The 15,479-nt window shown below is 47.6% G+C and carries 12 protein-coding genes; 4 read left to right on the top strand and 8 right to left on the bottom strand.

Annotated features, from left to right (window positions below; translation table 11 throughout):
* Nucleotides 1-12: 12 nt before the first annotated feature.
* The 3 genes from metG to BQ9893_RS15505 are packed head-to-tail and all read left to right on the top strand — an operon-like array spanning nucleotide 13 to nucleotide 4,214.
* Entirely contained in the window at nucleotides 13-2,052 is a 2,040-nt protein-coding gene (gene metG / locus BQ9893_RS15515; RefSeq protein ID WP_075966800.1) for a methionine--tRNA ligase, read from the top strand.
* 8 nt (nucleotides 2,053-2,060) lie between these two features.
* Entirely contained in the window at nucleotides 2,061-3,191 is a 1,131-nt protein-coding gene (locus BQ9893_RS15510; RefSeq protein ID WP_075966799.1) for a DegT/DnrJ/EryC1/StrS family aminotransferase, read from the top strand.
* 3 nt (nucleotides 3,192-3,194) lie between these two features.
* On the top strand, nucleotides 3,195-4,214 hold the full coding sequence (locus tag BQ9893_RS15505) for a Gfo/Idh/MocA family protein (protein ID WP_075966798.1): 1,020 nt from the start codon (nucleotides 3,195-3,197) through the stop codon (nucleotides 4,212-4,214).
* Nucleotides 4,215-4,235: 21 nt separating this feature from the next.
* On the opposite strand, the gene BQ9893_RS15500 is transcribed toward BQ9893_RS15505, so the two are convergent.
* A complete protein-coding gene (locus tag BQ9893_RS15500; protein WP_075966797.1) occupies nucleotides 4,236-4,706 on the bottom strand; it encodes an Lrp/AsnC family transcriptional regulator in 471 nt (156 codons plus the stop codon).
* A gap of 175 nt (nucleotides 4,707-4,881) precedes the next feature.
* Between BQ9893_RS15500 and BQ9893_RS15495 the strand changes: the two genes are divergently transcribed.
* Nucleotides 4,882-6,171 carry an O-acetylhomoserine aminocarboxypropyltransferase/cysteine synthase family protein gene (locus BQ9893_RS15495; RefSeq protein WP_075966796.1) on the top strand — a complete coding sequence of 430 codons (1,290 nt, stop codon included), beginning with the start codon at nucleotides 4,882-4,884 and terminating at the stop codon, nucleotides 6,169-6,171.
* 266 nt (nucleotides 6,172-6,437) lie between these two features.
* Here BQ9893_RS15495 and BQ9893_RS15490 read toward each other — a convergent pair whose 3' ends face one another.
* The 7 genes from BQ9893_RS15490 to BQ9893_RS15460 all read right to left on the bottom strand — a co-directional run bounded on the left by BQ9893_RS15490 (nucleotide 6,438) and on the right by BQ9893_RS15460 (nucleotide 15,425).
* Nucleotides 6,438-7,337 (bottom strand): YitT family protein, encoded by a 900-nt coding sequence (locus BQ9893_RS15490; RefSeq protein ID WP_075966795.1) that lies wholly within the window; start codon nucleotides 7,335-7,337, stop codon nucleotides 6,438-6,440.
* A gap of 106 nt (nucleotides 7,338-7,443) precedes the next feature.
* Nucleotides 7,444-8,580 carry a glycoside hydrolase family 43 protein gene (locus BQ9893_RS15485; RefSeq protein WP_075966794.1) on the bottom strand — a complete coding sequence of 379 codons (1,137 nt, stop codon included), beginning with the start codon at nucleotides 8,578-8,580 and terminating at the stop codon, nucleotides 7,444-7,446.
* A 10-nt stretch (nucleotides 8,581-8,590) separates the two neighbouring features.
* Nucleotides 8,591-9,475 carry a hydroxypyruvate isomerase family protein gene (locus tag BQ9893_RS15480; RefSeq protein ID WP_075966793.1) on the bottom strand — a complete coding sequence of 295 codons (885 nt, stop codon included), beginning with the start codon at nucleotides 9,473-9,475 and terminating at the stop codon, nucleotides 8,591-8,593.
* 26 nt (nucleotides 9,476-9,501) lie between these two features.
* Complete coding sequence (locus tag BQ9893_RS15475; RefSeq protein WP_075966792.1) at nucleotides 9,502-11,277, bottom strand: hypothetical protein; 1,776 nt, start codon at nucleotides 11,275-11,277, stop codon at nucleotides 9,502-9,504.
* A gap of 12 nt (nucleotides 11,278-11,289) precedes the next feature.
* A complete protein-coding gene (locus BQ9893_RS15470; RefSeq protein WP_075966791.1) occupies nucleotides 11,290-12,102 on the bottom strand; it encodes an alpha/beta hydrolase in 813 nt (270 codons plus the stop codon).
* Nucleotides 12,103-12,325: 223 nt separating this feature from the next.
* Nucleotides 12,326-13,594 carry a polysaccharide pyruvyl transferase family protein gene (locus BQ9893_RS15465; RefSeq protein ID WP_244155156.1) on the bottom strand — a complete coding sequence of 423 codons (1,269 nt, stop codon included), beginning with the start codon at nucleotides 13,592-13,594 and terminating at the stop codon, nucleotides 12,326-12,328.
* 7 nt (nucleotides 13,595-13,601) lie between these two features.
* Nucleotides 13,602-15,425 (bottom strand): FAD-dependent oxidoreductase, encoded by a 1,824-nt coding sequence (locus tag BQ9893_RS15460; RefSeq protein ID WP_317042852.1) that lies wholly within the window; start codon nucleotides 15,423-15,425, stop codon nucleotides 13,602-13,604.
* Between the last annotated feature and the right edge of the window lie 54 nt (nucleotides 15,426-15,479).

Raw genomic sequence — 15,479 nt, 5'->3', positions numbered from 1 at the left:
AGAACACAAGGTATGGAAAAACAGTTTAAGAGAACGCTGATAACTACGGCGTTGCCGTATGCGAACGGACCGGTGCATATCGGGCATTTGGCAGGGGTATATGTGCCTGCTGATATTTATGCACGCTATCTTCGCCTGAAAGGGGAAGAGGTTTTGATGATTGGTGGATCGGATGAACATGGAGTGCCTATCACACTGAGGGCGAAGAAAGAAGGAATTACGCCACAGGACGTGGTGGACCGTTATCATGGTATTATCAAGAAGTCTTTTGAGGATTTCGGCATCTCGTTCGATATCTATTCCCGTACGACTTCGGCTACGCATCGCCAGGTGGCATCGGATTTCTTCCGTACCTTATATGATAAAGGCGAGTTTATCGAGAAAACAAGCGAACAGTATTATGACGAGGAAGCAAAACAGTTCCTTGCCGACCGCTATATAACCGGGACTTGCCCTCATTGCGGCAATGAAAGGGCCTATGGCGACCAGTGCGAAGCCTGCGGTACGTCTTTGAGCCCGACAGAACTGATCAACCCGAAATCAGCTATCAGCGGCAGCCAGCCGGTGATGAAAGAGACCAAACACTGGTATCTGCCTTTGGATAAATGGGAACCGTTCCTGCGCCAATGGATCTTGGAAGGACATAAGGAGTGGAAACCGAACGTATACGGACAGTGCAAGAGCTGGCTGGATATGGGATTGCAGCCTCGCGCCGTAAGCCGCGACCTCGATTGGGGTATTCCCGTGCCGGTGGAAGGTGCGGAAGGAAAGGTGCTGTATGTTTGGTTCGACGCGCCTATCGGATATATCTCCAATACAAAAGAACTGCTCCCCGAAAGCTGGGAAACCTGGTGGAAAGATCCTGAAACCAAGATGGTGCATTTCATCGGAAAGGACAATATCGTGTTCCACTGCATCGTGTTCCCCGCCATGCTGAAAGCCGAAGGTTCTTATAACCTGCCGGAAAATGTGCCTGCCAATGAGTTCCTGAACCTGGAAGGTGACAAAATATCCACTTCCCGCAACTGGGCTGTCTGGTTGAACGAATATCTGGTAGATATGCCGGGCAAGCAGGATGTGTTGCGCTATGTCTTGACAGCCAATGCTCCGGAAACGAAAGACAACGATTTCACCTGGAAAGATTTCCAGGCACGCAATAACAATGAACTGGTTGCCATCTTAGGCAACTTCGTCAACCGCGCTTTGGTGCTTACCGAAAAGTATTTTGATGGCAAGGTGCCGGCTGCCGGCGAGCTGACCGATTATGACCGCCAGACATTGACCGACTTCGCGGATGTAAAGGCCAATGTGGAACGCCTGCTGGATACCTTCCATTTCCGCGATGCCCAGAAAGAAGCGATGAACCTGGCACGTATCGGAAACAAATACCTGGCTGACACGGAACCTTGGAAGCTGGCAAAGACCGACATGGCACGTGTCGCCACGATCATGAACATCGCTTTGCAGATCACGGCAAACCTGGCGATCGCTTTCGAGCCGTTCTTGCCGTTCAGCATGGAGAAACTGAACAAGATGTTGAATGTAGAACCATTAGGCTGGAACCGTTTGGGATCGACCGACCTGTTGGAAGCCGGCCACCAGTTGGGCAAATCGGAACTGCTGTTCGAGAAGATCGAAGACAGCGTGATCGAAGCACAGGTGCAAAAGCTGTTGGACACGAAGAAAGCAAACGAAGAAGCGAACTACAAGGCGAAGCCGATCCGCGAAAACATCGCTTTTGACGATTTCACGAAACTGGATATCCGCGTCGGGACCGTACTGGAATGTACGAAAGTGCCTAAGGCGGACAAACTGTTGCAGTTCCGTATCGATGACGGCCTGGAAAAACGAACGATCGTTTCCGGTATCGCCCAGCATTACAAGCCGGAAGACCTTGTTGGCAAGCAGGTATGCTTCATAGCCAATCTGGCTCCGCGCAAGTTGAAAGGCATCGTTTCCGAAGGAATGATCCTCTCAGCAGAAAATTTCGACGGCAAACTGGCTGTCATCACTCCTGAAAAAGAGGTGAAACCGGGCAGCGAAGTGAAATAGGCAATACAATGTGTGAAGAACAGATACAGATGGTCGACTTGCATGGGCAATATCTCCGGTTCAAAGCGGAGATCGATGAGTCCATGCAAGCGGTGATCGACAGTTGTGCCTTTATCAATGGCCTGCAGGTGAAAACCTTTGCCGGGCATTTGGCCGACTATCTTCAAGTCCCATACGTGATCCCTTGTGGCAACGGGACAGACGCTTTGCAGATCGCTTTGATGGCATTGGAACTTCAGCCCGGCGATGAGGTGATCCTGCCGGCATTTACTTATATAGCGGCAGCCGAGGTTGTCGCTTTGTTGGGCTTGGTGCCCGTGCTGGTGGATGTCGATCCCCGGACCTTCAATATCGATCCCCGGAAAATAGAAGCGGCTGTTTCGGAGCGGACAAAAGCGATCGTGGCCGTCCATCTGTTCGGGCAATCTTGCGATATGGAACCTATCATGGCTTTGGCCGAAGCCCGCCATCTGTATGTCGTGGAAGATAACGCCCAATCCATCGGCGCCGATTATACCTTTTCCGACGGGCGGGTACAAAAGACCGGAACGATCGGACATATCGGGACGACTTCCTTCTTCCCGTCCAAGCCGTTGGCCTGCTATGGCGACGGGGGTGCGTTGATAACCTCCGACGAGGAGCTGGCTACCCGTATCCGCATGATTGCCAATCATGGCCAGGAATGCAAATACCATCATAAGCGGATCGGATGCAACTCCCGCCTGGATACGTTGCAGGCTGCCATATTGGATGTGAAGTTGAAACATCTGGAAGAGTTCGCAGAAGCCCGCCGGCAGGTCGCTTCGCGGTATGACGAAGCCTTGTCCTCCTGCGATTCGTTGGTTATCCCTGCGCGGTCAGCCTTTTCGACCCATGTTTATCACCAATATACGGTTCAGGTAAAAGACGGCCGGCGTAATGCCCTTCAGTGTCTGTTGAAAGAGCGGGGGATCCCTTCCATGGTCTATTATCCCGTGCCGGTACACCATCAGGAAGCCTATCGGCGCATCTCCCGTGTATCCGGCAGCCTGGATGTCTCCACCCGTTTGTGCGAATCCGTCCTTTCCTTGCCCATTCATACGGAAATGTCTCCCGGACAACAACAATATATAATAGAAAACTTGAAAAAGAATTTATGATTTATGGATAAAAAGATAAAATTCGCAGTAATCGGTTGTGGTCATATCGGCAAACGCCATGCCGAGATGGTGACGCGCGAACCGGGTGCCGAATTGGTAGCCCTTTGTGATATCCGTCCCCGTGAAGAATTGGGTATCGAAGCATACGATGTCCCGTTTTTCTCTTCTCTTACGGAATTATTGCAGAGCGGGCTTTCCATAGATGTCATAAATGTCTGTACGCCGAACGGCTTGCATGCAGCAATGGCCATCCAAGCTGTCGAAGCCGGTTGCAACGTTGTGATTGAAAAACCGATGGCACTGACGCTTGCCGATGCCGAGAAGGTGGTCTATGCTTCGCTGAAATACCGTAAACAAGTGTTCTGTGTCATGCAAAACCGTTATTCTCCCCCTTCCGTCTGGATCAAGAAAATGGTGGATTCCGGCAAGTTGGGCAAGATTTATATGGTTCAGTTGAATTGCTATTGGAACCGTGACGAGCGCTATTATAAACCCGGAGGCTGGCACGGCGATGCCGCTTTGGACGGAGGGACGCTTTTCACCCAGTTCTCCCATTTCATTGACATTATGTACTGGCTTTTCGGGGATATCTGCAATATCCAGGCCCGCTTTGCCGATTTCAACCATGCCGGGCTCACGGATTTCGAAGATTCGGGTTTTGTGAATTTCGACTTCGTGAACGGAGGAATGGGAAGCCTGAGCTATTCGACTTCTGTCTGGGACAAGAACATGGAAAGCAGTATGCTGATTGTTGCGGAGAACGGAAGCGTGAAAATCGGCGGGCAGTATATGAACGAAGTCGAATACTGCCATATCAAAGACTATGAGATGCCGGAATTGGCGCCGACGAATCCGGGAAATGACTACGGCCCTTATAAAGGTTCCGCGCAGAACCACAATTTTGTGATCCGCAATGTGGTCCGTGTCCTTTCCGGCGCAAGTTCGGAAAGCATCACGACCAACGTGCTGGAAGGCATGAAGGTTGTGGACATCATCCAGCGGATCTATACCTTGAAGAAATAAATGCAAGGCATGGGCGAGGCGTTAAATATGTATGCCGTAATCATGCTTCACCTCGTCCATTACAAAGGTGCTTTCGAGCGAACCGAGGCTGTCGATCGTGCCTAACACGTTCAGGATGAATTCCTGGTAATATTTCATATTCGGCGCGTGGATCTTCAGCAAGTAATCGTAACTCCCCGATATGTTGTAGCATTCCGTGACTTGCGGAATCTCCTGTATGATCTTTGTGAACTTCTCCGCAATCTCTTTGTTCAGCCTTCTCAACTTGACACTGCAAAAGACCACGAACCCCTGGTTTAGCTTTTCGGCATCCAGCACGGCAATATATTTCTTTATATACCCCCCGTTTTCAAGGCGTTTCAGGCGCTCGAATACTGGCGTCGACGAAAGGCTGACACTTGCGGCCAACTCTTTTGTTGTGAGCCGGGCGTTGTTTTGCAAGGTGCGGAGTATCTGCAAGTCTACTTTGTCTAATTTTTCAATTGTGCTCATAAGAATAAAATTCTATCGAAATCCTTTTTTTAATCTCTATGTAGTTTTTGTATTCTGTTTGAAGCCGTAAAAATAGCATTATTTTCTTTATTTCCCGTATATCTTGTTTGATATCCCTGCACGCTGTAGCTTTGTCGGAAAATAAACGGAAATAATAATTAAAAATAATACGACTATGGCAACAAAGAAATTACATTTCGAGACATTACAAGTTCATGTAGGACAAGAACAGGCTGACCCCGCAACAGATGCACGTGCCGTTCCTATTTATCAGACAACCTCTTATGTGTTTCATAATTCACAGCATGCGGCAGACCGTTTCGGACTTCGCGACGCAGGGAATATTTACGGTCGTCTGACCAATTCGACACAGGGAGTTTTCGAAGCACGCGTTGCAGCTCTTGAAGGAGGTGTGGCCGGTTTGGCTGTCGCTTCAGGTGCAGCGGCTGTAACCTATGCTTTACAAAATATATTGGGGGTTGGCGACCATATTGTGGCTGCCGATAATCTCTATGGCGGTTCTTTCAATCTGATTACACACACTTTGGCCGGCCAAGGCGTTACTCATACGATTGTGAATGTAAATGACCTGCAGGCTTTGGAAGCGGCTATTAAGGAAAACACGAAAGCGGTCTATGTCGAAACGTTCGGCAATCCCAATTCCGATGTCACCAATATCGATGCCGTGGCAGAAGTCGCTCATCGCCATAACATCCCCTTGATTGTCGATAATACGTTCGGGACACCGTATCTGATCCGTCCGATCGAACACGGGGCAGATATTGTCGTCCATTCCGCAACCAAGTTTATCGGTGGCCACGGATCCAGCCTGGGAGGTGTGATTGTGGACGGTGGCAAATTCGACTGGAAAGCAAATGCGGATAAATTCCCCACATTGGCCAAACCGGATCCAAGCTATCATGGTGCGATCTTTGCCGACGTGGCAGGCCCGGCAGCTTTCGTTACTCGTATCCGTGCTGTCATTCTTCGTGATACAGGAGCCACGATCTCGCCTTTCAACGCTTTCATCCTGTTGCAGGGTCTGGAAACATTGTCCCTCCGTGTGGAACGGCATGTAGCCAACGCTTTGAAAGTCGTGGAATATTTGTCCAAACATCCGAAAGTAACCAAAGTGAACCATCCGTCACTGCCTACTCACCCGGATCATGAACTCTATAAAAAGTATTTCCCGAAAGGAGGTGGAAGCATTTTTACATTCGAGATCAAAGGCGGACAGGAAGCTGCTTGGAAGTTTATAGATTCGCTTGAGATATTCTCTCTTCTTGCCAATGTGGCCGATGTGAAGAGCCTGGTGATCCATCCGTACACGACGACCCACTCTCAAATGAGTCCGGAAGAGTTGGCCGAGCAGCATATCACACCTTCGACGGTGCGCTTGAGTATCGGTACCGAATATATCGATGATATCATCGATGACCTGGATCAGGCCTTTGCAAAGATTTGATCTGCGACTCTGATATAATTTTATTTAGATGCAAGTGTAATCTGTTTTCTGTATTGTCGAGAATAAGTTCGGCATTGTCAAGAATATATTTGACATCGTCGAAAATATATACGGCATTGCCGAAAATAGATTACACTTGCATTAAAATGAAAATACATAGGGAACGGATTCCGATTTTATCCAATGGATAATGTACCGGATTGCCGTATGATTTTTAGGTCGAAGATACAAAACAGAATATGAGTGAAGAATACCGGGATAATCTGTCAAGTGGTTTTTTTCTTCACTTTGAAATGATCGAATCCTTCTCCGTAGACACCGATAACGGCGCTTTGCGAAACGAAAGCTCTCGGATCAATATCATTGATGATTTGGAAAATCGTGTTGGATTGGCTCTTTTTTGCCAAAACAAACATCATCTTCACTTGTCTGCCCGTATAAAGCCCGGTCCCGTCGATTACGGTCACACCTCTGTGCAGGGCATTGATCTCCCTGCCGATCTCTTCATATTTGTTGGAAATGATAAAAAACTGGACCGACTGGCGGGAGCTGTTGACCACCTGGTCGATCATGTATCCAGTGACAAACAGGGTCACATAACCGTAAACCACTTTCTCCAGGTCGTGCAGTACAAAATAGCTGGATGCGATGATGATCATATCGCAGAACATAATCATGCGTCCCAGGCTGACATCCCGGTATTTGTTGACAATAGCAGCAATGATATCCGTTCCTCCCGTGCTCCCGTTCGCGGTGAAAGCGAAACCGATGCCGCTCCCGCAAAAGATAGCCCCTAAGATGCAAGCCATAAATGGCTGGTCGTGCAAGAGATGAAGTCCGGAAGTCAGACGTTGTATTACGGAAAGGAAAAACGTCAGGACGAAAACAGCATACACTGTCTTCATGCTGAACTTCCAACCTAAAATCTTCAGCGAAAGCAGCAACAGGAAGGCGTTAATGGTGAAGTAAGTGTATTGTACAGGTAAACCTGTTCCCCAATAGACAATGGAGGCAATACCCGGAACCGCCCCGGATGGCAAATCGTTTGGCAACAGGAAAACGGTCCACCCGATTCCATAAAAGACCATACCTAAGGCGATCGTCAGATAGTCCTTTAATTCTCTGACCATTGTATGGTTAGAACTCATTGACATTATTGGTTTCATTCTTTGTTTGTTTTATGTGGCAACAAAAGTACAAAACAATTGACAATTGAGAATTGAGATTTGATAATTAAATATCATTCCCTTCCCAATTGCCAATTATCCATAGTCAATTGTCCATTTTCCACTCGTCCATCCATTCGATAACCGGCTGTTCCCCTTCAAAGCGGATAGGCAACCAGATATAACGGCCGTCTATGGCATTCTTGGGTGTCCAGCGGTCTCCCATATAAATGAATCGGCCGGGTTTTCCGGGAACAGGCAGCACATAGGTACTCTGCGAATGGAAAGAGGTTTCCGAATCGGCTCCCACAAATGGGTTAGCCAACTCTTTCCACGGTCCCCAGATAGAGGAAGCGACGGCAGAACGGCCCGGATTCGGGGCCCAACCGGTGCAACCGGACATGATCAGGTAATACTTGCCGTCTTTCTTGAACATGGCAGGCGCTTCCATGAAACGGCCGACAAAGAAACGGGCATAGTTGCCGGAACAAGCCGTATAATCGTCCGTCAGTTCGGAAATATGCAACGTGCTGTTATCTTCCGAAGCATAAATATGATACGCCTTCCCGTCGTCGTCGACAAACAGGTTCATGTCACGTGCCATCTGCCCGCTCTCGAAATCGCGTCCCAGCAGGTTCAGCGTGTCGGGATGGGTAGGCAAGCCGCCGCCACCGAAACCTTTCTTCGATTCTTCGGGAACCGGGCCTTTATGGATATCCAACACGTTTTTAGGCCAGAACCCGGCGTTCGGACGATCGGCGGACAACAGTTTGTACGGTCCTGTAACCTTGTCGCTGACAGCGACACCGCTTTTGGCTCCCGTATAGCCGGCGCCCTTCGGTTCGAGATGGAACCACATCACGTACTTCCCCGTCTTCTTATTGAAAATCACCTTCGGACGCTCCAGGATACAGCCTTTTACGATCGGGCTCGACTCGTCGTCCGAGACAGACAAGGCGATTCCCTCGTCTTTCCAGTTATACAAGTCTTTGGAAGAGTAGCAATGGACGCCGACCAGGGCTACATTTCCCCCTTCACCTTCCGTTTTGTGCTCGCCGAACCAATAATAAGTGTCGCCTTGCTGCAACATGCCGCCGCCATGAGCATTGATGTGCACGCCGTTGTTGTCCGGCCAGATTTCACCGGGTTTGAATATATTCCCGGCCTGTGTGGTCTCGTTTCTCCCTTTACACCCGCACAAAGCGAAGAGCAACAGCAGAGGATAAATAACAATTCGTTTCATACTTGCCTGTTTATACGTCACAGATACGGATACATTTCTCAAGCGAGGCAATCTTGTCTTCCTGCTTCGGAACAAATTCCTGCCCTACAAATCCTTTATAGCCGGTTTCCACAATCGCCTTCATGATAGCCGGATAGTAGAGTTCCTGCGTTTCGTCGATCTCGGCACGGCCGGGAACGCCTCCGGTATGGATATGAGAGAAATACTGGTGGTATTTCCGGATATGCTCGATCACATTCCCTTCCATGATCTGCATATGATAGATATCATACAGCAGCTTGAAGTTCGGCGAACCGATGCGGCGGCACAGTTCCGCTCCCCAAACGGTATGGTCGCACAAGTAATCCTTATGCCCTACACTGTTCAGAAGTTCCATCGTGAGGACGACATTATACTTTTCGGCTATCGGCATCAGGCGCTTCAGCCCTTTCTCGCAGTTTTCCCAACCCTGCAAGTCGGTCACGCCGTTCCGGCGGCCGGAAAAACAGATCAGGTTCGTCAGGCCGGCCTCGGCCACCTGCGGGATGATTTGTTCGTAACTGGCGACCAGCTCGTCATGCAGCTTGGGGTCGTTGAACCCTCGGTCGATGCCTAAGCCTGCACCTTGCGCCATTGCAACGGTCAAACCATGTTTCTGTACGACAGGCCAGTCTTTCGGGTCGAGCAGTTCGATCGATTCGATTCCTATCTTTTTACAAATCTCACAGAATTCATCCAACGGATAACTGCCGAAACACCATTTGCTCACGGAATGGCGGATGTTGCCTTTCAGCGGTTCGGATTTCTCCACTTTCTTCTTCTTTGCGGGAGCTGCTGCTTCCATACCGGACACAGCCATCGCTGCGCTTCCTGCCAATACCGTCTTGATGGCGGTTCTTCTCGAAATGTTTTTCATACTATTCTTGTTCTTAAGTTGATAAATTATTTGATCAGCTCCCATTTGCCTTGCAAATAAGCCTTGTCGATTACGCTTGCCAACGCCTTGTCGTTTGTCCTTACGGCCAAATCTTTCAGGTCGTTGTACAGATAGAATTGAAGCCAAAAGCCATAGTGATAGCGTTCGCGAGTGGATTTCGGCTGCAACATCAAAGCATACCATTTGGTATTCAGTTTTTTTGCTTTTGCCACTTCAATCGCCTTCTCGGCATTCTTCCACATGGTGTCGGAGACTTTCGATTCGAGGTCGGCAAAATCTTCGTATTTCATGGAGGCGGTATTGATCACTTCGCAACGGTCGTCCAATCCCAGTTCTTTCATGGAAAGGCGTTGTTCGAACACCTTATCGCCATCCAGGTCGAACTCCATCAGGTCAAAGAAGCCGTTATTGTCCGTATCCGTATATTTGACAGTCGGGAACACGGTCGGTTCGGTCTCGATGCGTTTCGGCCCGTAGCCGTCATAGATCCCGCCCATTCCCTGATAGTAACGGGCGTTCTGGTCGATGCGCCAACAACCCCATTCGGCTCCGTACAAGTGTATCTTTCCGTCTATCGGGCTGACATACAACTGCCCGTGACCGGAATTGTCCTGGTCCCATTCGCCCCGGTCGCCGGCCGGGTCGGCTTGCCCGTTGTTATCGATTCCGCCTTGGTTCTTCCCGACTTTGAACGGATCGAGCGGCTGATACAGTTCCACGCGTTCCCAACGGTTGCAATCGTCGTCCTCGTCGTAAGTAAACCAGACTCTATCCCATTTGCCCTCCTTGAATGTCAGGTCCCAGGCTGCATCATGATCCGGATACAGCAACTCCGGAAGTTTACGCCAACGGGCATCGAGGAAGAACGTGTCGGCTTCGGGAAGCCCGCGCAGGTTCTTGTTGACGTGTTTCTGGTTTTCGTAGTTGAAACCGGGGCCGGAAAAATGGATGGTCATGTCGAAGTCGAACTCATTGCCTGGTGCATTGTCGTTGTCCGTATCCATCGAAATGGAAACCCAGTCGATATTTCCGGAGAGGACGGAATTGGCCTGCCCGTTCTCTTTCACGATCTTGGGAGAGTCGCAGAAACGGATCGCCATCTCTGTCAGCCCGTCATTGTCGGGATCATAGAACAGGAACGGGTTTTCCCAATTCATACGGACATCGTTCACACGTTCGGTCGTGCTGTGTACCTTCATGAAGGCACTCTTTCCGTTATAATCTTCGTAGAAATCCGACAAGCCGTTATGTATCCAGCAGCGGAGGGTGAACGTGTTCCAGTCGATATAGTTGAACACGTCGTCCTTGTCCGTGTCCACCACCCACATATAATGCCCGTTGCCGGTCTTCATTCGGTCTGCTTCGGGGATATTGTCTACTACGACCTGCATGGGCGGATTGCCGTTTTCATCTTCGCCTACCCAGTCGATGATAAGGTCGCCGTAGCCGCCGTAGATGCCGTCTTTATTACGGTCTATCATCAGGCAGTCGTTGTCGGTATCGCCTTCCAGGTCGCCGTACTGCATATCGTCGTCGTCGTCGATCCATTGGACCGGAATGCCGTTGGCCGTTACTGTACGCAGGATATCCGGATCGCCGTCTCCGTCCAAATCTATATAAGTCGGCTTATATCCGGCGGGAGCAGGTGGCAGCCGATAAGGAATCAACAGAGTGTTTGCATTCCAATATTCTTTTTTCCCGGAATTGTCCGTCTGCGCGGAAACTCCTTGTGCACTCAGCAGCAGGGAGCCTGCGGCCAATAAAAGTGTAATAGGTTTCATGATATAGGTCGATTAATCCGTGATTTTTATGTAAGTAAGCCATTTCTGTATCAAGTCCTTCACTTCTTGATAGTAGGTGAAGTCATACCGGAATCCCCAGCCGTGTCCTCCGTTGGGGAACATATAGAGGGAAGCCGGGATATGATGCTCATTCAGTGCCGTATAATAAAGGATAGAGTTTAACGGCGGAACGGTCTGGTCATCGTCGCTCAGCAGAAGCAAAGTCTTCGGAGTCTTGTCGTCCACTTGTTTTTGCAAGGAGTAGCGGTCGATCAGTACCTTATTCTCGATATCTTTCCCTAAAAGGTTCTTTTTGGAACCGCCATGTGTCGTCATGTTGTCGAAGCTGATCACCGGATAATAAAGGATCGCAAAGTTCGGGCGGTTGGCATCTGCCGCAAGCGTACTGAGCGAGGCTGCCAGATGTCCGCCTGCCGACGAGCCGATCACTCCGACCTTATTCGCATCCAGGTTCCATTTGGCTGCATTGTCCCGAATAACAGACATCGCTTTCTCCGCATCGCTCAGCGGGATCGTATGCACGCCTTTCGGCATCCTGTATTTCAAAACGACAGCAACAAACCCGTTCGAAGCATACCATTTCGCCATATCATGCCCTTCATGGTTCATCGCCAGCCCGCTATATCCGCCACCCGGACAGATCAGCACCGCTGGCACCGCTTTCTTGCCCTTTGCCGGATGATAAACAAATATTTCAGCCTCGCCTGCTTCTGGCATATCCGGCCAAAGTTTGAACTGTTCTGCCTGCTGCCCCCATGTCACGGGCGCAAAGATTGATAAGAGAAGTAAAAGAAAGTGTTTCATAAGGTATTAATTCTTAATCATTAACTGAGTTATTAAAAACAGGGGCTAATGTAACGAAAAAAAACAAAACCTCCTATAGAGGGGAATAAAAAGAAATAATATGTTCCATTCAGAAAAACAAAAGACTTACATATCAGAGAACAAAGATGTACATTTTTGCCCTTGAATATGTAAGTCTTTTCAGAAGGAAATATCCATCTTAAAAGGATGTTCCTGGATCTGTTTATAAGAATTGAGAAATGATTTTTACACCTGTATCAAACAGTCCGAAGGCTTTATCCATTCCTCGTTTACGATATGCCTGCGCACTGTTATAGTCAGAATAAACTTCCATCAAGCGGTCGGCAATCTGTTTTCCTATCGTGTCGTTAATCTCAAACACCCAATTATCGAAACCTAAATCATAATACATTTGCCCTTTTATTGTATCTTCTGGCTGGCGGAGGTAAAATGCAGGTGTCCCGTTCCGCAAAGAGATAATAGGAGAATGACATTCAAAACTAAGGACACAGAAAGCTTTGCTATACAAAGATGCAGCCTCGTCCGGTAGCCAATAACCGCGTTTTACGACATTCCTTTTAACATCATCCGGTAGCGGATCAATCAAAAGCTCATCCATAATATCGACCTGATAAGTCATTTCCGGACAAACAAGGACTTTATTCCCGGTTTCTCTTACCCAACGAACGATTGCTTCGCGAGCTTTGGCATGGTCGATCTCTTTCCATTTGTCATTCAATGCCGTTATTTCTACAATTTGTTCCTCCGTATAGCTTTTCCTGCGGATCAACCAGTACGGTGTTTTACGTAACCGGGGAATCACACAAATAAATTTACGGTCTTCCAGATTATTGGACGTTAAGAACGAATGAGCATTCTTTTCATTCTGAATATTCAGAGCGAAAGTAGCATCCGGAACAAAGCGGATTTCAGGCTTCGTTACCCCAGCTTCTTTCAGTTTCCCTATCGAGGCAGTCTCGCGGGTAAAAACAAACGATGCATCGTCCAGCAGGTTCTTCAATGAAGGAGATATATCCTGAATCGTGATACCATAAGTTCCGAAAGGTTTATCCGTAATTTTACGCCAAGCCTCCAAACAGTTGGCCGCCACAACTGATGGTCCCGATCCGTGAATAAAGACATCGGCACGATTGATAGCTTCCAGAATCTTATTGTCCGTAACCGTAAAATCTTTATCCGGATTGCCATAAAGAATCTCTATATTCGGAAAATTCTTCTTCAATAATGCTTCCACCTTTTCGCTTTTGCTCCGTTTCCATAAAGTAATTGTCGCATCAGGCAAGTGCATTTGCAAGATATGCAACAAACCTGGCGTATGGGCAATATCTCCAATATTCACATCCTGCCAGCCAGAAACCACCAATAAATATGGATTTTTCTTCTCTTCCTTCACCTTATTCAGGCAGGCCGGTAGGAGCAGCGCGGTTGAAAAAGCACCTGTCTGCTTTAAGAAAGTTCGCCTGTTCATCATGATAATCCTATTTCAATGAGTCCAACAATTCATTCAAATGTTTAGTATAAACTTCACGTGGCAAACAATTGTATTTTTTACAAAGTGCCGCTGCTACTGCGACAACTTCACCCATCATACCGGTTGTATTCTGCACACGAGTAGAAGACAATGCTATATGCGAGACACTTATATTTCTCCCCGCCATAAATAGATTATCTACATTTACCGAATATAAACAGCGATAAGGAATACGATAAGGAGGTGGAACCTGGTCGTCACGCAGATAACGGCGGGGAGTTCCCAAATCATTAAAATAATGTTTCATTGTTGAAATAAATTCCTCTCCTGGGAAAAAGAATGTATTTTTAGGAGTCGGGAAATGTTGGTCTATCGAATAGGTTCCTATTACAACAGCGTCATCATATCTTACATACTCTTTCTCTATATCTTGCTGTACAAAAAATATATCCCCTACCAGACGACGTGATTCCCGTTTCCCGGCAATGTAAGTCATCATGTCCAATTCCCGGTTTGCATATTCTTTCTTAAATTTACTGTCGTTTTTCAAGAAAGCCCAGTTCCCATAGATTGCCCGGAACAGATAATCTCGGATATATTCTGCATCATTTACCTGGTCATAGCGAAAACCGCTTTCCCACCAATTACTACCGGAAATAACCTTTTCACAAGATTCATCATTAAACTGTATTGCCCATTCGCATCTCGGAAATGATACTTCAGCCGGCATCACTTTGCTTTTCCAAGAAATTGTCGCACCCAACACGATATTATCCGGCCTATCCGGAGCCAATGTTTCTCTTGTTTCCTGCCTCATCTCACGCCCCACACGATATTCAGCCCCCGCCAGATAACCTAAATTTCCATCACCGGAGCAATCGACAAATAATGGGGAAAAGAACTCTTCCTCTTTTCCATTCTCAATATGTTTAGCTGTCACAGACTTTATCTGCTTACCTACCTTGGAAGCTGCAAACACATGCATATTTGGGAAATAGGACAGCATTTTCTCCGCTTGTATCATTTCAATAACCTGATCTTCCTTACTATATACATTCCGTATTTCTTTGATAACATTTCCTAAAGTAGTATACGGTTTTACATTCATCTCCCCACTGGCAACTACCCTTATCTCGGAACTGTTGTTCCCTCCCGGAACAGGACGATTATTAATCAATGCTACTTTCAAGCCTTCTCGTGCTCCTTTGATAGCAGCACTCAACCCCGCTGTACCAGCTCCAACTACAACGAGATCATAATGCCCTCCATCTTCTGGTTTAGTTGGGATATTCAGCAGTTCTTTTCTGAACGCCGACAAGTCCTCTTTCCGATTAGGAATAATAGAATTTTTGTTCTTTGTAAAAAGGATCGCATCACATCGTCCCTCAAATCCGGTCAAGTCTTTTAATGTAACAATATTGCTCTTATCTTTTATCTCGATACTTCCGGCATATTCCCAATTCCATTGTGTTCCCATTCCCAATTCATTATCAAGAACCGCTCCATTTACAGCAATTTTAAATCTCCCTGGAGATTCTTTCGTCTTCCAGGGAGAACACCAATTCCAAGTACGGGCATATACATGCCAAGTTCCTTTCTTCGGAATCATTACTTCCGTTGAAGCATCTTGTACCGGTTTTCCTATACCGTGAGCCAACAGGAAAGGAGATCCCATCTGATCCATGAACTGCTGGTCCAATACCCATCCACCTTTTTCATTAAAACTCTCTGCTTCAACCAGTACAAAGTCCTTTTTCTGTGCAAGAAGCGAAAAAGAAATAAAAGCCTGGCACATAAGCATTATATAAACAACTCGAAATATTTTTTGCATACCTATTATTATTATCATGTTACGAACTACGAGGAAGCAGAAAAACTTCCGCTC

The organism is Parabacteroides massiliensis (assembly GCF_900155425.1).
Classification (GTDB): Bacteria; Bacteroidota; Bacteroidia; order Bacteroidales; family Tannerellaceae; genus Parabacteroides; species Parabacteroides massiliensis.
This window is presented reverse-complemented; position numbering and strand designations above follow the sequence as displayed.